17 protein-coding genes are annotated in these 24,296 nt (G+C 64.0%); 9 read left to right on the top strand and 8 right to left on the bottom strand.

Annotated features, from left to right (window positions below):
• The first annotated feature begins 191 nt into the window (after positions 1–191).
• Positions 192–1,889 (top strand): long-chain-fatty-acid--CoA ligase FadD1, encoded by a 1,698-nt coding sequence (fadD1, locus tag HU763_RS17695; RefSeq protein ID WP_170031335.1) that lies wholly within the window; start codon positions 192–194, stop codon positions 1,887–1,889.
• Between the two features lie 127 nt (positions 1,890–2,016).
• Here fadD1 and HU763_RS17690 read toward each other — a convergent pair whose 3' ends face one another.
• Both HU763_RS17690 and HU763_RS17685 read right to left on the bottom strand, forming a co-directional pair.
• The gene (locus tag HU763_RS17690) at positions 2,017–3,324 is read right to left on the bottom strand and encodes an NAD(P)/FAD-dependent oxidoreductase (RefSeq protein WP_186690571.1); all 1,308 of its coding nucleotides are present in this window, start codon (positions 3,322–3,324) and stop codon (positions 2,017–2,019) included.
• Between the two features lie 23 nt (positions 3,325–3,347).
• On the bottom strand, positions 3,348–4,712 hold the full coding sequence (locus HU763_RS17685) for a glutamine synthetase family protein (RefSeq protein ID WP_170034251.1): 1,365 nt from the start codon (positions 4,710–4,712) through the stop codon (positions 3,348–3,350).
• A gap of 570 nt (positions 4,713–5,282) precedes the next feature.
• On the opposite strand from HU763_RS17685, the gene hrpA reads away from it, so the two are divergent.
• Together hrpA and HU763_RS17675 are read left to right on the top strand one after the other, a co-directional pair.
• A complete protein-coding gene (hrpA, locus tag HU763_RS17680) occupies positions 5,283–9,188 on the top strand; it encodes an ATP-dependent RNA helicase HrpA (protein ID WP_186690725.1) in 3,906 nt (1,301 codons plus the stop codon).
• A 235-nt stretch (positions 9,189–9,423) separates the two neighbouring features.
• The gene (locus HU763_RS17675; RefSeq protein WP_170031329.1) at positions 9,424–10,545 is read left to right on the top strand and encodes a beta-ketoacyl-ACP synthase III; all 1,122 of its coding nucleotides are present in this window, start codon (positions 9,424–9,426) and stop codon (positions 10,543–10,545) included.
• 200 nt (positions 10,546–10,745) lie between these two features.
• On the opposite strand, the gene HU763_RS17670 is transcribed toward HU763_RS17675, so the two are convergent.
• Positions 10,746–11,990, bottom strand: coding sequence for a putative porin (locus tag HU763_RS17670; protein WP_170031327.1), 1,245 nt, complete (start codon positions 11,988–11,990; stop codon positions 10,746–10,748).
• Positions 11,991–12,252: 262 nt separating this feature from the next.
• Here HU763_RS17670 and HU763_RS17665 point away from each other — a divergent pair, with 262 nt between their 5' ends.
• On the top strand, positions 12,253–13,380 hold the full coding sequence (locus HU763_RS17665) for a GNAT family N-acetyltransferase (RefSeq protein WP_186690726.1): 1,128 nt from the start codon (positions 12,253–12,255) through the stop codon (positions 13,378–13,380).
• A 161-nt stretch (positions 13,381–13,541) separates the two neighbouring features.
• Here HU763_RS17665 and HU763_RS17660 read toward each other — a convergent pair whose 3' ends face one another.
• From HU763_RS17660 to HU763_RS17645, 4 genes are all read right to left on the bottom strand, one after another.
• Complete coding sequence (locus HU763_RS17660) at positions 13,542–15,374, bottom strand: ABC transporter ATP-binding protein (RefSeq protein ID WP_186690724.1); 1,833 nt, start codon at positions 15,372–15,374, stop codon at positions 13,542–13,544.
• Positions 15,375–15,436: 62 nt separating this feature from the next.
• On the bottom strand, positions 15,437–15,994 hold the full coding sequence (locus HU763_RS17655) for a peptidylprolyl isomerase (protein ID WP_186690723.1): 558 nt from the start codon (positions 15,992–15,994) through the stop codon (positions 15,437–15,439).
• Positions 15,988–16,800 (bottom strand): alpha/beta fold hydrolase, encoded by an 813-nt coding sequence (locus HU763_RS17650; RefSeq protein WP_186690722.1) that lies wholly within the window; start codon positions 16,798–16,800, stop codon positions 15,988–15,990. Before HU763_RS17650 ends, HU763_RS17655 begins: the two co-directional genes overlap by 7 nt.
• A gap of 13 nt (positions 16,801–16,813) precedes the next feature.
• Positions 16,814–17,737: a LysR family transcriptional regulator gene (locus HU763_RS17645; protein ID WP_170031319.1), complete on the bottom strand. Its 924-nt coding sequence runs from the start codon at positions 17,735–17,737 to the stop codon at positions 16,814–16,816.
• Between the two features lie 48 nt (positions 17,738–17,785).
• Here HU763_RS17645 and HU763_RS17640 point away from each other — a divergent pair, with 48 nt between their 5' ends.
• The 4 genes from HU763_RS17640 (at position 17,786) to HU763_RS17625 (ending at position 21,473) form a co-directional block, all read left to right on the top strand.
• Positions 17,786–18,100 (top strand): hypothetical protein, encoded by a 315-nt coding sequence (locus tag HU763_RS17640; RefSeq protein WP_025753884.1) that lies wholly within the window; start codon positions 17,786–17,788, stop codon positions 18,098–18,100.
• Between the two features lie 108 nt (positions 18,101–18,208).
• Positions 18,209–18,808, top strand: coding sequence for an FMN-dependent NADH-azoreductase (locus tag HU763_RS17635; RefSeq protein WP_170031317.1), 600 nt, complete (start codon positions 18,209–18,211; stop codon positions 18,806–18,808).
• Positions 18,809–19,130: 322 nt separating this feature from the next.
• Positions 19,131–20,006: a carboxylate/amino acid/amine transporter gene (locus tag HU763_RS17630; protein WP_186688517.1), complete on the top strand. Its 876-nt coding sequence runs from the start codon at positions 19,131–19,133 to the stop codon at positions 20,004–20,006.
• 78 nt (positions 20,007–20,084) lie between these two features.
• Positions 20,085–21,473 carry a purine-cytosine permease family protein gene (locus HU763_RS17625; RefSeq protein WP_186688521.1) on the top strand — a complete coding sequence of 463 codons (1,389 nt, stop codon included), beginning with the start codon at positions 20,085–20,087 and terminating at the stop codon, positions 21,471–21,473.
• 34 nt (positions 21,474–21,507) lie between these two features.
• Here HU763_RS17625 and HU763_RS17620 read toward each other — a convergent pair whose 3' ends face one another.
• Positions 21,508–22,809: a mechanosensitive ion channel family protein gene (locus HU763_RS17620; protein WP_186688524.1), complete on the bottom strand. Its 1,302-nt coding sequence runs from the start codon at positions 22,807–22,809 to the stop codon at positions 21,508–21,510.
• A 103-nt stretch (positions 22,810–22,912) separates the two neighbouring features.
• Between HU763_RS17620 and HU763_RS17615 the strand changes: the two genes are divergently transcribed.
• Positions 22,913–24,274 carry a DEAD/DEAH box helicase gene (locus HU763_RS17615; RefSeq protein ID WP_186688527.1) on the top strand — a complete coding sequence of 454 codons (1,362 nt, stop codon included), beginning with the start codon at positions 22,913–22,915 and terminating at the stop codon, positions 24,272–24,274.
• Positions 24,275–24,296 lie beyond the last annotated feature (22 nt).

The following is a 24,296-nucleotide window of genomic DNA, read 5'->3' as shown; positions in this document are numbered from 1 at the left end:
GACTTGTATTGTTCATTGAGTCATTTTTGTGACTGCAAGGCCTGTTTTGGCCCCTAGGCGACCCCAGGTAAAGCTGATACTCTCGGCCCGCTTTCAGATGATCCGGTTTGCAACGAGCCGTCATCTCATATCAATAATAAGCGCATCGACGCGTGAATCGAACTTCGCTGTTGCTGAAGGAGTGGGCTTCCATGATCGAACATTTTTGGAAGGATAAGTACCCAGCCGGGATTACGGCGGAAATCAATCCTGACGAATTCCCCAATATCCAGGCGGTACTCAAGCAATCCTGCCAACGCTTTGCCGATAAACCGGCCTTTAGCAACCTGGGCAAGACTATCACTTATGGCGAGCTGTATGCGCTGTCGGGGGCGTTTGCCGCCTGGCTGCAACAGCATACCGACCTCAAGCCGGGTGACCGCATTGCCGTGCAGCTGCCCAACGTCCTGCAATACCCGGTGGCGGTGTTCGGTGCCATACGTGCCGGGCTGATCGTGGTCAACACCAACCCGCTGTACACCGCACGCGAGATGGAACACCAGTTCAACGACTCCGGTGCCAAGGCCCTGGTGTGCCTGGCCAACATGGCCCACCTGGCCGAGAAGGTGGTGCCCAAGACCCAGGTCCGGCATGTCATCGTCACCGAAGTGGCCGACCTGCTGCCGCCACTCAAGCGCCTGCTGATCAACAGCGTGATCAAGTACGTGAAGAAGATGGTACCGGCCTACCACCTGCCGCGTGCCGTACGTTTCAACGACGCGCTGGCGCTGGGCAAAGGGCAGCCGGTGACCGAGGCCAACCCGCAGGCCAACGACGTGGCGGTGCTGCAATATACCGGCGGTACCACCGGCGTGGCCAAGGGCGCGATGCTCACCCACCGCAACCTGGTGGCCAACATGCTGCAGTGCCGGGCACTGATGGGCGCTAACCTGCACGAAGGTTGCGAAATCCTCATCACTCCGTTGCCGCTGTACCACATCTACGCCTTTACCTTCCATTGCATGGCAATGATGCTGATCGGCAACCACAACGTGCTGATCAGCAACCCGCGTGACCTGCCGGCGATGGTCAAGGAGCTGGGCAAGTGGAAGTTCAGTGGCTTCGTCGGCCTCAACACCCTGTTCGTTGCCCTGTGCAACAACGAGGCCTTCCGCGCCCTGGATTTCTCCGCGCTGAAAATTACCCTGTCCGGCGGCATGGCCCTGCAACTGAGCGTGGCCGAGCGCTGGAAAGCCGTCACCGGTTGCGCCATCTGCGAAGGCTACGGCATGACCGAGACCAGCCCGGTGGCCGCGGTGAACCCGTCGGAGGCCAACCAGGTCGGCACCATCGGTATCCCGGTACCCTCGACCCTGTGCAAGGTGATCGATGACGCGGGCAACGAACTGCCGTTGGGCGAGGTGGGCGAGCTGTGCATCAAGGGCCCGCAGGTGATGAAGGGCTACTGGCAGCGCGAGGACGCCACGGCCGAGATCCTCGACAGCGAGGGCTGGCTGAAGACCGGCGATATCGCCGTGATCCAGCCGGACGGCTACATGCGCATCGTCGACCGCAAGAAGGACATGATCCTGGTCTCGGGCTTCAACGTGTACCCCAACGAACTGGAAGACGTGCTGGCGGCCCTGCCGGGCGTATTGCAGTGTGCGGCCATCGGGGTGCCGGACGAGAAGTCGGGCGAGGTGATCAAGGTGTTCATCGTGGTCAAGCCGGGCATGACCGTGACCAAGGAGCAGGTGATGGAGCACATGCGCGCCAACGTTACCGGCTACAAGGTGCCACGCCAGATCGAGTTCCGCGACGCGCTGCCGACCACCAACGTGGGCAAGATTTTGCGCCGCGAACTGCGCGATGAAGAGCTGAAGAAGCAGGGCCTGAAGAAGATCGCCTGATCTTCTGAATCTCTGCTGGCTTTACCGACCTCTTCGCGGGTAAACCCGCTCCCACAGGTTCTGTGCAACTCTCAAGGGTTGTGCAATACCTGTGGGAGCGGGTTTACCCGCGAAGAGGCCGGTAAAATCAGCGCAATTTCTCCAGCATCTGGTAATACCACATCCCTGCCGCCAACAGCGGGTTCCCCAGCAGTTCCCCCATTGGCACCCGCACATGCTTGCACTGGGCAAAGGTGTCGAACTTCTCCAGCGTCCCGGTCAACGCCTCGGCCATGATCTCGCCCATGATGTGGCTGGTGGCGATGCCGTGCCCCGAATAGCCCTGGCAATACCACACATTGTCCGACAGCTTGCCCAGCTGCGGAATGCGGTTGACCACGATGCCCATCGCGCAGCTCCACTGGAACTCGATCGGCACGCCCTTGAGCGCCGGGAAGGTGCGCTCGATGCATGGGCGCAGTTCGCCTGCGATATCGCGTGAGTCACGGCCGGAATAGTTGGCACCGCCGCCGAACAGCAGGCGCTTGTCGGCGGTCAGGCGGTAGTAGTCGAGGACGAAGCGGCAGTCGTAGACCGCCAGGTCCTGCGGGTTGATCTGCTCGGCCAGCTGCCCCAGCGGTGCGGTGGTGACGATGCCGCCCATGGCCGGGAAGATCTTGCCCTTGAGCTGGCGTTTCTCCAGTTTGTGATACACATCGCCGGCCAGCATCACCTGGCGCGCCTCGACCCGACCGTGGGCAGTGACCACCGCCGGGCGCGGGCCGTGGACGATGTCCAGCACCTCGGAGTTCTCGAAGATCAGCGCCCCCAGGCCATGGGCGGCGCGGGCTTCGCCCAGGCACAGGTTGAGCGGGTGCAGGTGCAGGTTGCGCAGGTTCTTCAGCGCACCCAGGTACAGCGGGCTTTGCAGGTGCTCGGCCACGCCGTTGCGGTCCAGCAACTGCACCTGCTCGCCCATGCCGCGGCGCCGGGCCTCGGCCTCGAATGCGCGCAGCTCGTCCATGTGCGAAGGTTTCATCGCTGCATGCAGGTGGCCGCGCTTGAGGTCGCAGTCAATGCCGTAGCGCGCCACGCGTTGTTCGATCAATTGGTGCCCGCGCCAGCGCAGGTGCCAGATGAAATCGTCGACTTCGGCCCCCAGGCGGTTGCGCATCTGCGTGCGCATGGCTTCGTCGCCCGACAGGCTGCCGGTGACCTGGCCGCCATTGCGGCCGCTGGCGCCCCAGCCAATGCGGTTGGTTTCGACGATGGCCACCTTCAGGCCGCGCTCGGCCAGTTCCACTGCCGTGGCCACGCCGGTGAAGCCGCCGCCGATGATCGCCACGTCCACCTGCACGGTACCTTTTAGCTGTGGGTACGCGGTGTGGTCGTTGAGGGTGGCGCTGTAGTAGGACGGCGCGCGCTGCGCCGGGCCTTTGTTCAATGCTGCATTCATGGGTGTTCCTTGTTATCCGGGGCTCAGGCCTGGTGCAGGTACCAGCGCCAGTCCTGTTCGCTGACTTCGGCCATGAACTGGCGGTACTCGGCGCGCTTGACCTTCAGGTACACGCCGAGGAACGGCTCGCCAAAGGCTTCACGAGCCCAATTGGAGTGCTGCAGGGCGTCGAGCGCGGTCAGCCAGTCGGTGGGCAGGTGTTCGCTGGCCTGGGCATAGCCGTTGCCTTCCACCGGCGCACCAGGGTCAAGCTGTTCGCGGATACCGCGGTGGCTGGCGGCGAGAATCGCCGCGGCCGCCAGGTACGGGTTGGCGTCGGCGCCACAGATGCGGTGCTCCACATGCCGGCTGTTGGCCGGGCCGCCCGGTACGCGCAGGCTCACGGTGCGGTTGTCCACCCCCCAGGTGGGCGCCAGCGGCGCGTAGCTGTTGGCCTGGAAGCGGCGGAACGAGTTGGCATTGGGGCAGAACAGCAGCAGCGAGTCGTGCAGGTGGCGCAACATGCCGGCCACGGCCTGGCGCAGCAGCGGAGTGCCGGCCTTGTCGTCGCTGGCGAACAGGTTGTTGCCGGCGTCGTCGGCCAGGCTCAGGTGCATGTGCATGCCGGTGCCGGCCAGGTGGGCGAATGGCTTGGCCATGAAGCAGGCCTGCATGCCGTGGGCATGGGCCACACCTTTTACCAGGCGTTTGTAGCGCACGGCCTGGTCCATCGCCTGCAGCGCGTCGCCGTGCTCGAGGGTGATTTCCACCTGGCCGGGGGCATATTCCGAAATCGCCGTGCGGGCTGGTATGCCCTGGGCCTTGCAGGCGGCGTAGAGGTCGGCGAGGAACGGCTCGATCTGCTCCAGTTCGCGCAGGCCATAGACCTGGGTGCTGCGTGGGCGGCCGCCATCGTTGTCCAGCGCCGGTTGCGGGCGGCCCAAAGCGTCACGCTGCTGGTCGAGCAGGTAGAACTCCAGTTCGCAGGCCATCACCGGGTGGTAGCCGTCGGCCTTCAGCGCATCGATGGTGCGCAGCAGCACATGGCGTGGGTCGGCGATACTGGCCGGCAGGCCTTCGCTCGGGTGCATGCTCACCTGTACCGCGGCAGTCGGCACCCGCCGCCAGGGCAGGCGTACCAGGCTGCCTTCCAATGGGTAGGCGCGGCAGTCGATATCGCCTACGTCCCACACCAGCCCGGAGTTTTCCACATCGTCGCCGTTGAGGGTCAGGCCAAGGATGGTGCTGGGCAGCGGCCGGCCGCTCTGGTACACGGCCAGCAGTTCGTCGCGGTGCAGCAGCTTGCCGCGCGGTACGCCGTTGGCGTCGAGGATGAACAGTTCGAACAGCTCGATATCGGGGTTGTCGGCCAGGAAACGCCTGGCTTGCTCTACAGGTGCAAAGTGCATGGTGGATTCGCTCATGGGCGCACGGGGCCACCGCACAGGCAGGCGGCCCAGCTGGGTCAAACGGCCGGACGGGGTCCGGGTTCGGTCATGAAGGCGTGCGTGAGTAATCCGGTGGGCGCGCGTGACGGCAGTGCCACAGGGCCCAGAAGGCGAGGATGACGTGGACCAGCGGATTTTCACCGGCACGGCGCCGGGCCTTCGGTAGCGAAGGGCGGGGCGAGGGTGGGGCGCTGGGCTGGAGGGGAGTCATGCCTTGGATACTCACATGCTGGGTAAGGTTGATTAAAGCAGTGAATGGCAACCTTTACATAAGCCCTTGCTAAACTTTCAGCCTTGCTGCGAACCCTGTAGGAGCGGCCTTGCGTCGCGATGGGGTGCGCAGCAGCCCCAGGATTTCCGCCCCGGCACAAATTGCCAGGGGCTGCTGCGCACCCCATCGCGACGCAAGGCCGCTCCTACAGGGGACAGCGCCAGCCTGGACAGCAAAGCAGGCGCAAATCTGCGACAATCGCGCATCCTTCGAATGCCGATCATGAAAAAGCAGGCTCACCTGCATCACTCAAAAGCCCCATGACTGACCACGCCATCGACAAACTGCTGCAAAACCTCGACCACGCCATGATCGCCGACCGCCATCGCCTGCGCCGGCAATTGCACGACCTGCGCAAGCGCCCCGATGAGGCGAAGCTGGCGCAGTGGGTGGACAAGGTCCAGGCCTCCTGCGCCCAGGTCACCGCGCGCCAGCAGAGCGTGCCCACCGTGCGCTACGACGACAACCTGCCGATCGCCGCCAAGCGTGACGAAATCAAGAAGGCCCTGGCCGAACACCAGGTGCTGGTGATCGCCGGCGAAACCGGTTCGGGCAAGACCACCCAGTTGCCGAAGATCTGCCTGGAACTCGGCCGAGGCAGCCATGGCATGATCGCCCACACCCAGCCACGCCGCATCGCCGCGCGCAGTGTGGCTGCGCGGGTCGCCGAAGAGCTGGGCACGCCGCTGGGCGGGCTGGTCGGCTACCAGGTGCGCTTCGAGGACCAGAGCGACGCCAACACCCTGGTCAAGCTGATGACCGACGGTATCCTGCTGGCCGAAACCCAGCACGACCGCTTTCTCGAACGCTACGACACGATCATCGTCGACGAAGCCCACGAACGCAGCCTGAACATCGATTTCCTGCTCGGCTACCTGAAGACCCTGCTGCACCGCCGCCCCGACCTGAAGCTGATCATCACCTCGGCGACCATCGACCTGGAGCGTTTCTCCCAACACTTCGACGGTGCGCCGATCATCGAAGTCTCCGGGCGCACCTTCCCGGTGGAAACCTGGTACCGCCCGCTGACCAGCGAGCAGGACGAAGAAGGCAACCAGATCGAGGACGACCTCACCGTCGACCAGGCCATCCTCGCCACCCTGGACGAGCTGGCGCAGCACGAGCGCAGCGTCGGCAAGGGGCCGGGCGATGTGCTGATCTTCCTGCCGGGCGAGCGGGAAATTCGCGATGCCGCCGAGATCCTGCGCAAGGCGCAACTGCGCCACACCGAGATCCTGCCGCTGTACGCGCGGCTGTCGCCGGCCGAACAGCAGCGCATCTTCCAGCCGCACAGCGGGCGCCGCGTGGTGCTGGCCACCAACGTCGCGGAAACCTCGCTGACCGTGCCGGGCATCCGTTACGTGATCGACACCGGCACCGCCCGTATCAGCCGCTACAGCTACCGCGCCAAGGTCCAGCGTCTGCCGATCGAGGCCGTGTCGCAGGCCAGTGCCAACCAGCGTAAAGGCCGCTGCGGCCGGGTCGAGCCGGGCATCTGCGTGCGCCTGTACAGCGAAGAGGATTTCAACAGCCGGCCGGCGTTCACCGACCCGGAGATCCTGCGCACCAACCTGGCGGCGGTGATCCTGCAGATGCTCCACCTGCGCCTCGGCGCGATCGATGCCTTCCCGTTCATCGAGCCGCCGGATGGCAAGGCCATCAGCGATGGTTTCAACCTGCTGCAGGAGCTGTCGGCGGTCAACCGCGAAAACCAGCTGACCCCGATCGGCCGCCAGTTGGCGCGCCTGCCGATCGACCCGCGGCTAGGCCGCATGCTGCTCGAAGGCGCACGCCTGGGCAGCCTGCAGGAAGTGCTGATCGTCACCAGTGCGCTGTCGGTGCAGGACCCGCGCGAACGCCCGCCGGAGCGCCAGCAGGCCGCCGACCAGGCGCACGCGCAATGGAAGGACGTCGACTCCGATTTCGCGGCGCTGGTCAACCTCTGGCGCGGTTTCGAAGAGCAGCGCCAGGCGCTGACCGCCAACCCGCTGCGCAACTGGTGCCGCAAGAACTTCCTCAATTACCTGCGCCTGCGCGAGTGGCGCGATGCCCATCGCCAGTTGGCGCTGATCTGCCGCGACCTGCAGTTGACGGTGAACAAGGAGCCGTCCGACTACCCGAAGATGCACAAGGCCATTCTCAGCGGGCTGCTCAGCCAGATCGGCCAGAAGACCGAAGAGGGCGACTACCAGGGGGCGCGTCAGCGGCGCTTCTGGGTGCACCCGTCCTCGGGCCTGGGCCGCAAGCGCCCGCAGTGGGTGATGGCTGCCGAACTGGTCGAGACCACCAAGCTGTACGCGCGCATGGTGGCCAAGATCGAACCGGACTGGATCGAGCCGCTGGCCGGCCACCTGGTCAAGAAGAACCACTTCGAACCGCACTGGGAGAAGAAGCGCGGGCAGGTGGTGGCCTACGAGCAGATCACCCTGTACGGCCTGATCCTGGTCGGCCGCCGGCCGGTGCATTTCGGCCCGATCGACCCGGTCACCTCGCGCGAGCTGTTCATCCGCGAAGGCCTGGTCGGCGGCGAAATCCAGTCGCGCGCCAAGTGCCTGGCGGCCAACAAGCGCCTGCTCGAACAGCTCGACGAACTGGAGGCCAAGGCGCGCCGCCGCGACATCCTCGCCGACGAAGAAACCCTGTACGCCTTCTACGAAGCGCGCCTGCCAGCGGAAATCCACCAGACCGCGACCTTCGACAGCTGGTACCGCATGGGCAGCCAGAAGGACGCCAACCTGCTGATCATGCGCGAGGAAGACGTGCTGGCCCGCGAGGCCAGTGAAGTGACCGCCGCGCAATATCCCGACAGCCTGCAGGTGGGCGATCTGCGCCTGCCGCTGAGCTACCACTTCGAGCCCGGCCATCCCCGCGATGGCGTGACCGTGCGGGTGCCGGCACCGCTGCTGCCGAGCCTGCCGGGCGAGCGCCTGGAGTGGCTGGTGCCGGGCCTGCTGGAAGCCAAGTGCGTGGCGCTGGTGCGCAACCTGCCCAAGGCCCTGCGCAAGAACTTCGTGCCGGTGCCGGACTTCGTCAAGGCCTCGCTGGCGCGCATGGCCTTCGGCCACGGGGCGCTGCCGCAGGCCCTGGGCCAGGAGCTGCTGCGCATGACCGGTGCGCGGGTGCCCGACGAGGCCTGGGACGAGTCGGTCAACCTGGTCGAAGGCCATTTGCGCATGAACATCGAGGTGGTCGATGGGCAGGGCAAGTTCCTTGGCGAAGGCCGCGACCTGGCCGAGCTGACCGCACGCTTTGCCGCCGCCAGCCAGGCTGCGCTGGCCGTGCCGCGCGACGCCAGCAGCGAACAGCCGGTGCAGGCCAAGGCCTTCAGCGAAGTGAAGCAGACCGCCCAGCAGAACATCGCTGGCCTGTCGATGACCGTATACCCGGCGTTGGTGGAAGATAACGGCAGCGTGCGCGAAGGGCGTTTCTCGACCCAGGCCGAAGCCGAGTTCCAGCACCGCCGCGCCTTGCAACGCCTGTTGCTGCAGCAGTTGGCCGAGCCGGCCAAGTATTTGCGTGGCAAGCTGCCGGGGCTGACCGAACTGGGCCTGCTGTACCGCGATATGGGCCGCGTCGAGGCATTGGTCGAGGATATTCTGCTGGCCAGCCTGGACAGCTGCATCCTCGACGGCGAACAAGCGCTGCCGCGCGACGGTGCCGCATTGGCCGGGCTGGCGGAGCGCAAGCGCGGCAGCTGGGCCGAGCATGCCGAGCGCCTGGCCCGGCAAACCCTGGAAGTGCTGAAGCTGTGGCACGGCTTGCAGAAGCGTTTCAAGGGCAAGATCGACCTGAGCCAGGCGGTGGCGCTGAACGACATCAAGCAGCAGCTGGGCAACCTGGTGTACCCGGGCTTCGTGCGCGAAACCCCCGGTGCCTGGTTCAAGGAACTGCCACGCTACCTCAAGGCGGTGGAGCTGCGCCTGGAGAAGCTCGGCGCGCAGGTGCAGAAGGACCGGGTGTGGAGCGCCGAGCTGGGCAACCTGTGGGCGCAGTACAAGGCCCGTGCCGACAAGCATGCCCAGGAGGGCAAGCGCGACGAGCAACTGACCGTCTACCGCTGGTGGCTGGAAGAATATCGGGTCTCGCTGTTTGCCCAGCAGTTGGGCACCAAGGTGCCGATTTCTGACAAACGTTTGAGCAAGCAATGGAGCCAGGTGGAGGGTTAAACTTCCACAGTTGTGGCAATATGATGCAATTTTGGGTCGCCTGCGGCCCTTCGCGGGTAAACCCGCTCCCACAGGTAAAGCGTTATCCTCGGGAGCGGCGCAACCCCTGTGGGAGCGGGTTTACCCGCGAACGAGGGCGCAGCCCTCGCCTATAAATTGGCACTAAAGTGCCATTAACCTGTCATGTTTCCCAGCCAGCGCCCCGTGGCGATGGCCTTTGACCAGAGGAACGACCGTGCATAACGTCGTGATCAGCGGCACCGGCCTGTACACCCCGGCCCAGAGCATTTCCAACGAAGAACTGGTAGCCTCCTTCAACACCTGGGCGCAGCAGTTCAACCAGGACAACGCCGCGGCCATCGAGCGCGGCGAGATCGAAGCCGCGCCATTGTCCGACGCCGCCTTCATCGAAAAGGCTTCGGGCATCAAGAGCCGCTTCGTCATGGACAAGGCCGGCATCCTCGACCCGCAGCGCATGAAGCCACGCCTGCCAGAGCGCTCCAACGACGAGCCGTCGGTGCTCTGTGAAATGGCCGTGGCCGCTGCCCGCCAGGCGCTGGAACGCGCCGGCCGCAGCGCGGCCGACGTCGACGGAGTGATCGTCGCCTGCTCCAACCTGCAGCGGCCATACCCGGCGATCGCCATCGAAGTGCAACAGGCACTGGGCATCCAGGGTTTTGCCTTCGACATGAACGTGGCCTGTTCATCGGCCACCTTCGGCATCCAGACCGCTGCCAACAGCGTGGCCCTGGGCCAGGCCCGTGCGGTGCTGATGGTCAACCCGGAGGTGTGCACCGGGCACCTGAACTTCCGTGACCGCGACAGCCACTTCATTTTTGGCGATGCCGCCACCGCGGTACTGCTCGAGCGTGCCGACAAGGCGACCTCGGCGCACCAGTTCGAGATTGTCAGCAGCAAGCTGTGGACCGAGTTCTCCAACAACATCCGCAACAACTTCGGCTTCCTCAATCGCGCGGCGGAAGAAGGGGAAGGTGCAGCGGACAAACTGTTCATCCAGGAAGGCCGCAAGGTGTTCCGCGAAGTGTGCCCGAAGGTGGCCGAACTGATCGGTGAGCACTTGCAGGAAAACGGGCTGCAGCCGAGCGATGTGAAGCGTTTCTGGCTGCACCAGGCCAACCTCAGCATGAACCAGCTGATCGTCAAGAAACTGCTGGGGCGTGAAGTGGCCGAGGAAGATGCACCGGTGATTCTCGACCGTTATGCCAACACCAGCTCGGCGGGCTCGGTGATTGCCTTCCACCTGTACCAGGACGACCTGGCCAAGGGCTCGCTGGGGGTGTTGAGTTCGTTCGGCGCGGGGTATTCGATTGGCAGCGTGATCCTGCGCAAGCGCTGATTCACCGGGCGCCCGTTCTGGCCTTTTCGCGGGTGAACCCGCTCCCACAGGTTCGGCACAGCTTTTGAGCACTGCACGGTACCTGTGGGAGCGGGTTTACCCGCGAAGAGGCCGGCGCATGTCTGGCAGGCAAAAAAAAAGCGGGAAACGCCGGATGGGGTCGGCATTTCCCGCTTCAGGTGAAGCGCAAGTGGTGGTGCTTAGAACTTGGCTTCCAGGTCGACCTGCAGGGTATCGACATCGGCATCGCTGTTGGGCAACTGCGACAGGTCGGTCTTGGCCATCAGGTAGGCAGCGCCCAGCGAGAAGTTCTTGTCGATTTCATAGCCGACCTTGAACTTGTGCCCGCGCGAACCGGTAAAGCCGTTGCCAAAGTCCGAGTCGGTGAACAGGCTGACCACGGCGTTACGCTGTACGTCGCGGTAGTTGTAGTCCAGGCTCCAGGCACCAACCTTGGTTTTCAGGCCGGCCAGCCAGGCCTGGTCTTCGCCATCGGTGCTCTCGGTGTTTTTCACATACTGGCCGTAAGCCGACAGCGGGATGGCAAAGCCGGTGAAGTCCAGCTGGCCAAAGCCTTCCACCAGGTTGAACTCGTTGGTGGTGTTGCCGAACGACTGCAGGATGGTGGCTTCCTTGTCGTTGTCGTAGCCATAGATACTGGCACCTACGGTCAGCTTGAGCGCGTCTGCCGGGGCGAACTTGGCGCCCAGCTGGCCGTGATAGACCTGTGCGTCATGCTTGTACTGCACACCGTCGCCATCGACGTTGTCCTTGAGCGTGTACTGGCCGGCGCTGGCGAACACTTCGGCGCCGCCCAGGTCGGTCTTGTAGGTAGCGGCCACGCCTTCCGGGTTGATGTCGCTATCCCAGATGATGTCGCCCATGCTCACCCACGGCTGGGCCATCTTGCCGCCAATCAGGTGCAGGTTGGGGACGGCGGTCGGGTGCCAGTCGAGGTAGGCCTGGTCGACCCACAGCGACTTCTTGTCGAAGTAGTTGTCGAAGCTCTGGTTGGTCGAGCGGCGGTCGGCGCTGCTGCCGGTGGCGATACGGATGCCCGCGTCCACCTGCGGGTTGATTTCACTGTAGAAGCCGACACGCGCACGCACGCGCTGGCGGTCCTGGTTGCCGCTGCTGCTGTTCGGGTCGTCGACGTTGACGTCTTCGTAACGCAGGCGCAAGTCACCCTTGACCTGGGTCTTGGCGGCCCATGCCACTTTCTGTTCAAAGGAGCTCATCCGGTCGGACTGAGCTTTCTGAGCGGCCTTTTCCTTGGTTTCCTGAGCCAGGTCTGCCTGCAGTTCGTTGTACTGCGCCTGGTTGATCGAGCCATTGGCGCGGAGCATTTCGAGCAGCTTGGCGTCGACAGCTGCACTGGCCGGAGTACTCAGAGCCAGCATCATGCCGGTGAGGCTCACTCCGGTAAGTGTAGAAACAAGACGCATAAGGTTCTCCCTGTTGAATAAGATGGGGGAGGCTCAGGCGCCCACCCCTGTATTGGCATGTCTTCGGAAAGGGCCTGAATAGACAGGTTCTGGGGTTCCGGAAAACAGGCGCAAGTATTGCGGGGGCGAATGACAGATTAATGTCGAATTAGTGGCACTGCGGTTAAGTAATTGAGAATAAAAGGATCGCCACGGCCTTGGTGAATTGAGTGGCGGGCCTTCCTTGGGGATACTGGGTACCTTGAAACAGCGAGTCGAAACCGTGACCAGCCTGTACAGCCTTGCTCATCTGCGTGACCTGCCGGCGGCTACCTGGGATGCCTTGGTGCCGCCCGGCCAACCGTTCCTGCGCCATGCGTTTCTCAGTGCCATGGAGGACAGCGGCAGTGTCGCGCGCAACACCGGCTGGGCCGCCGAGCACCTGGTGCTGGAGCGTGACGGGCAGGTGCGGGCGCTGCTGCCGGCGTACCGCAAGTGGCATTCGTTTGGCGAGTATGTGTTCGACCATGGTTGGGCCGATGCCTGTGAGCGGGCCGGCATCGCCTACTACCCCAAGCTGCTCGGTGCCGTGCCGTTCAGCCCGGTCAGCGGCCCGCGCCTGCTGGCCGCCGACCCTGCCGACGCCTTGCTGGTGCTGCAGGCGTTGCCGGAGTATCTGGGCAAGGGCGGGTTGTCCGGGGCACACATCAACTTCACCGACGCGCAGCTGGATGCGCAGATGGCCGGGGTGCCGGGCTGGATGGAGCGGCTGGGTTGCCAGTTCCACTGGCGCAATCATGGCTACCGTGACTTCCAGGACTTCCTCGACAGCCTCAGCTCACGCAAGCGCAAGCAGATGCGCAAGGAGCGTGAGCAGGTAGCCGGGCAGGGCATCGATTTTCGCTGGTACCACGGCGCGGAGCTGGACCAGGCGCAGTGGGATTTCGTCTACCGCTGCTACGCCAACACCTACGCGGTGCGCCGGCGAGCGCCTTACCTGACGCGCGAGTTCTTCAGCTTGCTGGCCGAGCGCATGCCCGAGGCACTGCGCGTGGTGATGGCGCGGCAAGCCGGGCAGGAGGTGGCGATGGCCTTGAGCCTGGTGGGCGGCGACAGCTTGTTCGGGCGTTACTGGGGCTGCCTGGACGAGTTCGACCGACTGCATTTCGAGACCTGTTTCTACCAGGGCATGGACTTTGCCATCGCCGAGGGCCTGCAGCGTTTCGATGCCGGGGCGCAGGGGGAGCACAAGCTGATTCGCGGGTTCGAGCCGGTGCTGACGCGGTCGTGGCATTACCTGCTGCACCCGGGCCTGCGCCGGGCGGTGGAAGATTTTCTGGCGCAGGAGCGGGAAGGAGTGCGGGCGTATGCCGAGGAGGCCAAGGGGATGCTGCCCTATCGCCGGGACTGATCCTGGCGCAAGGCTGGCGCAAATCTTGTAGGCGCGGCCTTGTGTCGCGAAAGGGCTGCGCAGCAGCCCCAGTTTTTCAGCTTCGCAGCAGAATAGCCGGGGCCGCTTTGCGGCCCGATCGCGACACAAGGCCGCTCCTACAGGGCGCGTTGTGGCCTAGATCAGTCGACCCCGACAAAGCCCCCGGTCTGGTGATGCCACAAGCGGGCATACAGCCCTTGCTGCTCGAGCAGTTCACTGTGGCTGCCACTCTCGACGATCCGCCCCTTGTCCAGCACCACCAGCCGGTCCATCCGCGCGATGGTCGACAGCCGGTGGGCAATGGCGATCACCGTCTTGCCCTGCATCAGCGTCTCCAGGCTTTCCTGGATGGCGGCCTCGACTTCCGAGTCCAGCGCCGAGGTCGCTTCGTCCATGATCAGGATCGGTGCATTCTTCAACAGCACCCGGGCAATGGCGATGCGCTGGCGCTGCCCGCCCGACAGCTTGACCCCGCGCTCGCCCACGTGGGCATCGAAGCCGGTGCGGCCCAGTGCATCCGACAGCTGCGGGATGAACTCGTCAGCCCGCGCCCGGCGCACCGCTTCGAGCAGCTCGGCCTCGCTGGCACCCGGGCGGCCGTACAGCAGGTTGTCGCGAATCGAGCGGTGCAGCAGCGAGGTGTCCTGGGTGATCATGCCAATCTGCGCGCGCAGGCTGGCCTGGCTGACCTGGGCAATGTCCTGGCCGTCGATGAGGATGCGCCCGCCCTGCACGTCGTACAGCCGCAGCAGCAGGTTGACCAGGGTCGACTTGCCGGCCCCGGACGGGCCGATCAGGCCGATCTTCTCGCCCGGGCGAATGTCCAGGTTCAGCCCTTCGATCACGTTGGCCGCCTGGCCATAGTGGAAATCCACGTCATCGAAGCGTACCGCGCCGCGGCTGACCTTCAGCGCCGGTGCGTTGGGCGGGTCGGTGACGGTGACCGGCTGGGCGATGGTCTGCAGGCCGTCCTGGACCATGCCGATGTTCTCGAAGATGCCGTTGACCACCCACATGATCCAACCCGACATGTTGACGATGCGGATCACCAGGCCGGTGGCCAGGGCGATGGCGCCGACCGTGATCAGCGACTGGCTCCACAACCACAGCGCCAGGCCCGTGGTGGCGACCACCAGCAGGCCATTGAGGGTGGTGATGACCACGTCCATGCTGGTGACCACGCGCGCCGCCAGCTGGGTTTTCTCGGTCTGTTCGCTGATCGCTTCGCGGGCGTATTGCTGCTCGTAGTCGGTGTGGGCGAACAGCTTGAGGGTGGCGATGTTGGTGTAGCCATCAACGATACGGCCCATCAGCTTGGAGCGCGCGTCGGAAGAAATCACCGAGCGCTCCTTCACCCTGGGCACGAAGTAGAACAGCGCGGCGATATAGCCGACGATCCACAGCAGCAGGGGCAGCATCAGGCGCCAGTCGGCCTCGGCGAACAGCACCAGCGAGGTGATGGCGTAGATCAGCACATGCCACAGTGCATCCACCGCCTGCACGGCGGAGTCACGCAGCGAGTTGCCGGTCTGCATGATGCGCTGGGCGATACGCCCGGCGAAGTCGCTCTGGAAGAAGTTCAGGCTCTGCTTGAGCACGTAGGTGTGGTTCTGCCAGCGGATCAGGCTGGTCATGCCGGGGGTGATGGTCTGGTGCACCAGCAGGTCGTGCAGGCCGAAGAACAACGGCCGCAGCAGCAGGATGACCACCAGCATCCAGATCAGCTCGCCACTGTGCTCACTGAAAAAGTTTGCATTGGGCGTGCCCTGGGCCAGGTCGATGATGCGGCTGAGGTAGCTGAACATCGCCACCTCGATCAGCGAGGCGAACAGGCCGACCACCAGCAGGGCCAGGAAGCTCGGCCAGACCTGGCGCAGGTAATACAGGTAGAACGGCCATACCCGGCTGGGGGGCGCGTCGCTCGGCGCTTCGCGATAGATATCGATCAGTTGTTCGAAACGGCGGTACAGCATGGGTGACGACACTCCTGTTCCATCCGACCCCAGGCGGTTTCACGTCCCTGTGAAGCCTGCGGTCAGTCGATGCGTTTGGCCGACTTGATGTACACCGGGTCGGCCGGTACATCGCGCATGCCTTTCTTGATGGTGGTTGGCGAGTTGACGATCTGGTCGACCACTTCCATGCCCTTGGTCACCTTGCCGAACACGGCATAACCGGCGTCACGGCCCGGGTTGAGGAAGTCGTTGTCGGCTACGTTGATGAAGAACTGGCTGGTGGCCGAATTCGGGTCCGAGGTGCGCGCCATCGACAAGGTGCCGCGGGTGTTCTGCAGGCCGTTGCTGGCTTCGTTCCTGATCGGGTCCTTGGTGGGTTTCTGCACCATCTGGTCGGTGAACCCGCCGCCCTGGACCATGAAGCCCGGGATCACGCGGTGGAAGATGGTGTTGTTGTAGAAGCCGCTGTCGACATAGCCGAGGAAGTTCTTGGTACTGATCGGCGCCTTCTCGGCGTTCAGCTCGATTTCCACCTGGCCGAAGCTGGTGTCCAGCACTACGTGCGGGGTCTTGTCGGAGGCCATGACGCTGGTGGCAAAGGCGACCGAGCAGGCGGTGAGTAGAAGTTTTTTCAGCATGGGCTCAAAGATCCTTGAGAGGTGGAAGCGGCTGCAAGGAATTGCAGCAGGGTCTGGTTGAAGACCTCGGGTTGGTCGAGGGGCGTAGCGTGCCGGGAATCGTCGATGACCACCAGCCTGGCGTGGGGCATCAGGGCGACATAGCGTTGTTTCAGTTGTATCGGCGTGTAATCGTGGTCGGCGGCGATTACCAGGGTAGGACAGTGAATCTGCCCGATGCGTTCCTGCACGCCCCAGTCGACGATGGCGTCGAAGCTCTTGAGATAGGCGCGTTTGTCGTTGCGTGCCCAGCGCTGGGCCATTTCCTGGCGCAGGCCGGCCTGCTCGGGCTTGGGGAACAGCCGTTCGGCCAGGCCCTTGCCGACGGTTTCGACACTGAGCAGGCGCGCCAGGCCCCAGCGTTTCAACCACCAGATCCAGTCACTGCGGGTGCGGCGCTTGACCTCGGGGGCGCTGTTGACGATGCACAGGCTGCGCAGCCATTGTGGATGGTCGACGGCGAACTGGAAGCCGACCATGCCGCCCATGGACAGGCCGACGAAGTGCACCGGGCCGGTATCCAGGTGTTCGAGCAGGGCCAGCAGGTCGGCACTGAAGGTGGCGATCTGGTAGCCGTCGCGGGGCTTGTCGGAGCGGCCATGGCCGCGGATGTCCATCAGGATGACCTGGTAGTGACGGCTGAGCGCCGGCACCTGCATCTCCCAGTCCTGGCAGCTGGAGCCCAGGCCATGCAACAGCACCAGCGGTTGGCCCTGGCCATAGACTTCGTAATGCAGTGCGCATCCTTCGTGTTCGAAATAGGCCATGGGCGCGGTCCTCTCAGGCTTGTGCGGGGGCTGCGAAGGGCACGTCCAGTGGCGCGGTGTCGAAATTGCGCAGCAGGTCGATGAGAATCTGCGTCGCCGGGCCCAGGGTCTTCTCTTTGCTGGAATAAAGGTAGAACAGTGGGTGGCGGCTGCCACCCTGGTCCAGTGGCAACGGCTTGAGCACGCCTTCGCGCAGCTCGCGCTCGATCATGTGCCGGGGCAGCCAGGCAAAGCCCAGGCCGCTGCTGACGAAGGTGGCGGCGGTGCCCAGGCTGCCGACCGTCCAGCGCTGCTCGGCACCGAGCCAGCCGACGTCGCGCGGCTGGGCGCGGCCGGAGTCGCGGATTACCACCTGCAACTGGCTTTCCAGGTCCTGGAAGGTGAGTTCGCGGCCCAGGCGGTGCAGGCTGTGTTCCGGGTGGGCGACGGCGACGAACTCTACTGCGCTCAGTTCGGCACCCAGGTAGCCGCCGATGCTGTAGCTGCTGATGGCCAGGTCGGCGATGCCTTCGTGCATCACTTCCTCCACCCCAGACAGTACTTCTTCACGCAGGCGCACCCGGCAGCCACGGCTCTGCGGCATGAACGCGGCCAGGGCGCGCACCAGGCGGGCGCTGGGGTAGGCGGCATCGACCACCAGGCGCACCTCGGCCTCCCAGCCCTGTTCCATGTGGTGGGCGAGGTCTTCGAGCTGGCTGGCCTGCTTGACCAGGTGGCGCGAGCGGCGCAGCAGCACATTGCCGGCCTCGGTGAGCACGGCCTTGCGGCCATCAATACGCAGCAGCGGCACGCCCAGTTGCTCCTGCATGCGCGCCACGGTGTAGCTGACCGACGACTGTGAGCGGTGCAGTGCCTCGGCGGCCTGGGCAAACCCGCCGTGATCGACCACTGCCTGCAGGGTTCGCCACTGGTCAAGGGTTACGCGCGGCGCTTTCATGTTTCGCTCCTGTTGTCCTAAGCTGCGCTCTTTCAAGGAGAGCGGCCCATGAAGAAATGTTGTGCGGCAATACTGATGTGCCTGCCCCTCGGGGCCATGGCTTATCCCATCGATGTGGAGAAGGAACTGACCGGGGTCAAGCTCGACTACACCGCCTACGACACGGCTTACGACATTGGCGCCATCACCCTGAATAACTATGGGCAGGTGCCGGCTGCATGCAAGGTCACCTTCCGCAACGGCCCCGAGGCGCCGCGGGTACGGCGGGTGAATGTACCGGCCGGTAAAAGTGTCGATGTCACCGCCAAGTTCAACCGGCAGATCATCAAACTGCGGATCGCCCTGAGCTGTAGCGCGGAATAAACTGATAAATCGATTGATTGCACCCACTTTTTACGCTTTTTTATCGATAGGTCAAGCCTTAATCTCACCTCCATCGAATCGCAACCCTTTTTGCCGATGGAGGCACCCATGTCCCGCGTACTGATCATCGAAAGCAGCGCCCGCCAGCAGGATTCCGTTTCCCGCCAGCTGACCCGTGACTTCATCCAGCAGTGGCAGGCCGCCCACCCGGCCGACCAGATCAGCGTGCGTGACCTGGCGGTGAACCCGGTGCCGCACCTGGACGCCAACCTGCTGGGTGGCTGGATGAAGCCCGAAGAGCAGCGCAGCGCCGCCGAGCTGGAGGCCCTGGCCCGCTCCAACGAGCTGACCGATGAACTGCTCGCCGCCGACGTGCTGGTGATGGCTGCGCCGATGTACAACTTCACCATCCCTAGCACGCTCAAGGCCTGGCTGGACCACGTGCTGCGTGCCGGCATCACCTTCAAGTACACCCCCACCGGCCCACAGGGCTTGCTGACTGGCAAGCGTGCCATTGTCCTGACGGCCCGTGGCGGCATCCACGCCGGTGCCAGCAGCGACCACCAGGAACCGTACCTGCGCCAGGTCATGGCCTTCATCGGCATTCACGATGTCGACTTCATCCACGCCGAAGGGCTGAACATGAGTGGCGAGTTCCACGAGAAAGGCGTGAACCAGGCCAAGGCCAGGCTGGCAGCGGTCGCCTGAGGCGCAACGAATTCCCAACCCTGACACCTGGTTTTGCTCCTTTGGGTGTACCTGCCCGGCCATTGGCCGGGCTTTTTTATGTCTGTGCACATGCGCTCTGCTCTGGCTCTGTGTAGGAGCGGCCTTGTGTCGCGAAAGGGCTGCGAAGCAGCCCCGGCGATTTGTGCTGCTGTGCTGAGATCCTGGGGCTGCTTCGCAGCCCTTTCGCGACACAAGGCCGCTCCTACAAAGACCGCGTGCGCTGCCGCCCTTACAGTCCTCATGGTTGAACTCATCCCCCGCAACCCGCTAAGGTCGCGCCCTTGATCCCCGAGAGGCACCCATGGGCTACCTGATAATCGTCGCGCTGATCCAGGCGTTTTCCTTCAGCCTGATCGGCGAGTACCTGGCCGGGCACGTCGACAGCTACTTCGCCGTGCTCGCGCGCGTGGTGCTGGCTGGCCTGGTGTTCCTGCCACTGACCCGCTGGCGCCAGGTCGAGCCGCGCTTCATGCGCTCGATGCTGCTGATCGGCGCGCTGCAGTACGGCATCACCTACGTCTGCCTGTACCTCAGCTTCCGCGTACTCAGTGTGCCGGAGGTGCTGCTGTTCACCATCCTCACGCCATTGCACGTGACCTTGATCGAAGATGCCATGAACCGCCGCTTCAACCCGTGGGCCCTGGTGGCAGCGCTGGTGGCGGTGGCCGGCGCTGCGGTGATCCGCTTCGACACCATCAGCGGCGAGTTCTTCATCGGCTTCCTGCTGCTGCAACTGGCCAACTTCACCTACGCCGCCGGCCAGGTGCTCTACCGCCACCTGGTCGCACGCCACCCCAGCGACCTGCCGCACTACAAGCGCTTTGGCTACTTCTACCTGGGCGCGCTGATCGTGGTGCTACCGGCGTTCCTGCTGTTCGGCAACGCCCAGCACCTGCCGAGCACCAACGTGCAATGGCTGGTGTTGCTGTTCCTCGGCCTGTGCCCGACAGCGCTGGGGCTGTACTGGTGGAACAAGGGCGCCTGCCTGGTTTCCGGCGCGACGCTGGCGGTGATGAACAACCTGCATGTGCCGGTAGGTTTGCTGCTGAACCTGCTGATCTGGAACCAGCACGAGCCATTGGGCCGGCTGTTGCTCGGCGGGGCGGTGATCCTGGCGTCGGTGTGGATGAGCCGCCTGGGTAGCCTGACGTTGTCGAGCAAGGCATGGCGCAGCTAGCTATGACGCGTTCGTTACTGGGCCCGAAATCTGTCGGTGGCTACCCGATAATCAAAAAAATAAAAGCGGGAGACCGGCGTGAAGCTAGAAACGCGAAGTATCGAATTTGTCCCACACGCTGAGCGTTATGGTACGCCCAAACGATTGTTCACCATCTGGTTCAGCTCCAACTTCCAGATAACCGCCCTGATGGTCGGCACCCTGGGCGTCGCCTCGGGGCTGAGCCTGGGCTGGACCTTGCTCGGCCTGCTGGTCGGCAACCTGATCGGCACCGTGTTCATGGCCGCGCACTCTGCCCAGGGCCCGCACCTGGGCGTGCCCCAGATGATCCAGAGCCGGGCCCAGTTCGGCGTCCACGGTGCGGCGCTTCCGCTGTTGGTGATGGTCACCGCCGCAGTCCTGTTCCTCGCCGCCAGCGGCGTGCTGATGCGCAATGCCCTGCAGGCCCTGGTGCCGATGAGCGATGACCAGGCCATCGTGGTGGTTGGTGTACTGACCTTTGTCATCGGCTTTGTCGGCTACGAACTCATCCACCGCCTGGGGGCCTGGATGAGCCTGTTGTCCACGCTGGTGTTTGCCGGCGCCCTGGTGCTGATCCTGCTGCACCCTGGCGACATGGCGACCACGACGGCGGTGAGTACCGGCTTTTCGTTCACCGCGTTCAACCTGATCGTGGCCCAGTCGGCCTCGTGGACGCTGGGCTATGGCCCCTATGTGGCTGATTACTCGCGCTACCTCCCGGCCAACGTCAACCCGCGCGCCACGTTCTGGGCCACCTACTGCGGTTGTGCGCTGGGCTCCTTCGCCATGATGGCACTGGGCGCGCTGGTGGCCGTGGAACTGCCCTCGGCCTTGGGCCATGACCCGGCCACAGCCATCGCCGCCTTGTTTGGCCCGTGGGCGCCGTTGGCGCTGGCCGTGATTGCGCTGGGGGTGATCCAGTACAACGTCCTGTGCCTGTACAGCGCCTACATGTCGTCGATCACGATCTTTGGCGCGTTCAAGACCATCCGCCGCGTGACTGCGACGGCCAAGGCCCTGGTAATGGCTGGCCTGACCGCAGCGGCAACGGTGATCGCCATCGCCACCCAGTACAATTTCGATACGTTCTTTGCCGACATCCTGATCGGCCAGCTGTACCTGCTGATCCCATGGAGCGCGATCAACCTGGTGGATTACTACTGGGTGTGCCGTGGCCACTATGATGTTGGGGCGCTGTACGACGCCAAGGGGCGTTACGGCTGCTTCAATCGTCGGAGCCTGGCGGTGTATGCGGTGTCGATCATCGGTACCATCCCGTTCATGAAGCTGTCGTTCTATACGGGCTTTGTGGCTGAGTGGCTGGGGGCGGATATCAGTTGGGCGATGGGGTTGATTCTGGCTGGCGCGTTGTACTGCATGGTTCACAGCCGGGAAAGCAAGCCGCTTTTGGCAAACAAGGAATGCGGTTCCCTGACGCGGCCTTGAAAAGGGAAGGGGCTGCAAAGCAGCCCCGGTAAACTCAAACCTCGTTCATTTCTTCAAGGCGGCGCGGCATTGGCTCTGGAGCCGCGCGCCCCGCCAACCCCACCCGCATGTCATTGCCACTCGGCTGCTGATACAAGCTCAGCCCGAACTCCGGCAACACCGCCAGCAAGTAATCGAAGATATCCCCCTGGATCCGCTCGTAATCCGCCCACACCGTGGTAGTGGTGAAGCAGTAGATCTCCAGCGGCACGCCCTCGGCGGTGGTCTGCATCTGCCGCACCATGCAGGTCATGTTCGGGTGCACGTTGGGGTGGTTTTTCAGGTAGGCCAAAGCAAAGGCGCGGAAGGTGCCGATGTTGGTGAGCTTGCGGCGGTTGGCCGACAGCTCGGCCACCGGCCCCATGGCCTCGTTCCAGCGCTGCAGCTCCTGGCGCTTGCCAGCCAGGTAGTCGGCCAGCAGGTGCACCTGGCTCAGGCGGTGTTCTTCTTCGCGGGTGAGAAAGCGCACCCCGGCGGCATCGATGAACAGGCTGCGCTTGATACGCCGGCCACCGGACTGCTGCATGCCGCGGTAGTTACGGAACGACTCGCTCATCAGGCGCCAGGTGGGGATGGAGACGATGGTCTTGTCGAAGTTCTGCACCTTCACCGTGTGCAGGGTAATGTCGACCACGTCGCCATCGGCGCCGACCTGGGGCATTTCGATCCAGTCACCCACGTGCAGCATGTCGTTGCTGGTCAGCTGCACGCTGGCGACGAACGACAGCAGGGTGTCCTTGTATACCAACAGCAGCACCGCCGACATCGCACCCAGGCCCGACAGCAGCAACAGCGGGGACCGGTCGATCAGGGTGGCGACGATGACAATGGCGGCGAAGATCCACAGCATCATCTTGGCCAGTTGCACGTAACCCTTGATCGAGCGGGTGCGGGCGTGTTCGGTGCGGGCGTAGATGTCGAGCAGGGCATCCAGCAGGCAGGACAGCGCCAGGGTCATGAACAGCAGGGTGAAGGCCAGGGCGACATTGCCGAGGAAGTGCTGGGCGGTATCGGACAGCTCCGGCACCAGTTTCAGGCCGAACTGCAGCACCAGCGACGGCGTGGTCTGGGCCAGGCGGTGGAAAACCTTGTTGTTGCGCAAGTCGTCCAGCCACCTCAGCGCCGGCTGGCGGGCCAGCAGGCGGGCGCCATGCAGCACCAAAAAGCGCGCCAGGCGGCCGATTACCAGGGAGATCAGCAGCAGCACCGCCAGGCCAATGGCCGCGTGCAGCATTGGATGGCGGTCGAGGGTGCCCCACAGGTCGAGGGAGTCACGCCAGATTCGTTGGATATCCATGGGCTTGCGTACAGTCTTGTTGCCAAACGAAGCGCCATTAGAGCGCGGATGGCAATGAAGTTGCCAAAAGAAATTCGGCTAAGGCGGCAGAAAACGTTACCCTATGCAACTGAATTTCCCGCACTTGCCTGAGGTTACCTCCGTGTTCTCCCAATTCGCCCTGCACGAACGCCTGCTTAAAGCCGTGGCCGAGCTTAACTTTGTCGAGCCAACCCCGGTGCAGGCCGCGGCCATCCCCCTGGCCCTGCAAGGGCGTGACCTGCGCGTGACCGCACAGACCGGCAGCGGCAAGACCGCAGCCTTCGTGCTGCCACTGCTCAACCGCCTGGTCGACCTGCGCGAGCGCCGTGTGGAGATCCGCGCGCTGATCCTGCTGCCGACCCGTGAACTGGCCCAGCAAACCCTCAAGCAGGTGCAGCTGTTCTCGCAGTTCACCTACATCAAGGCGGGCCTGGTCACCGGTGGCGAGGACTTCAAGGAACAGGCCGCCATGCTGCGCAAGGTGCCGGACGTGCTGATCGGCACCCCGGGCCGCCTGCTGGAGCAGCTGAATGCCGGCAACCTTGACCTGTCCCATGTGCAGGTGTTGATCCTCGACGAAGCCGACCGCATGCTCGACATGGGCTTCGCCGAAGACATGGAGCGCCTGTGCAAGGAGTGCGAGAACCGCCAGCAGACCCTGCTGTTCTCGGCCACCACCGGCGGCGCTGCGCTGCGCGACATCATCGGCAAGGTGCTGAAAGACCCGGAGCACCTGATGCTCAACAGCGTCTCGCAGCTGGCCGAAGGCACCCGCCAGCAGATCATCACCGCCGACCACGAACAGCACAAAGAGCAGATCGTGCAGTGGCTGCTGGCCAACGAGACGTTCGACAAGGCGATCATCTTCACCAACACCCGCGCCCTGGCCGATCGCATCTACGGCCACCTGGTGGCCAAGGACGTGAAGGCCTTCGTGCTGCACGGCGAAAAGGACCAGAAGGACCGCAAGCTGGCCCTGGACCGCTTCAAGCAGGGCAGTTCCAAGGTGCTGGTGGCCACCGACGTGGCTGCCCGTGGCCTGGACATCGACGGCCTGGACCTGGTGATCAACTTCGACATGCCGCGCAGCGGTGACGAGTATGTGCACCGCGTGGGCCGTACTGGCCGTGCCGGTGGCGAAGGCCTGGCAATCTCGCTGATCACCCACAACGACTGGAACCTGATGTCGAGCATCGAGCGCTACCTCAAGCAGCAGTTCGAGCGCCGGGTGATCAAGGAAGTGAAGGGCACCTACAACGGGCCGAAGAAGGTCAAGGCCTCGGGCAAGGCGGCCGGTAGCAAGAAGAAAAAGGTCGAGAAGAAGTCGGGTGACAAGAAAGCCGCGGCCAAGCGCAAGCCAACCGCCAAGCCGAAGGCCAATGCACCGCTGGCCAGCTCCGATGGCTTGGCACCGTTGAAGAAGCGCAAGGCGGCGGCGGAGTAACCAGCGCCGTCACAGGCTGAGC

This window comes from Pseudomonas anuradhapurensis, assembly GCF_014269225.2.
In the GTDB taxonomy this organism is placed as follows: domain Bacteria; phylum Pseudomonadota; class Gammaproteobacteria; order Pseudomonadales; family Pseudomonadaceae; genus Aquipseudomonas; species Aquipseudomonas anuradhapurensis.
Note: the sequence above shows the minus strand (reverse complement) of the source record. Positions and strands in the feature narration are given on the sequence as shown.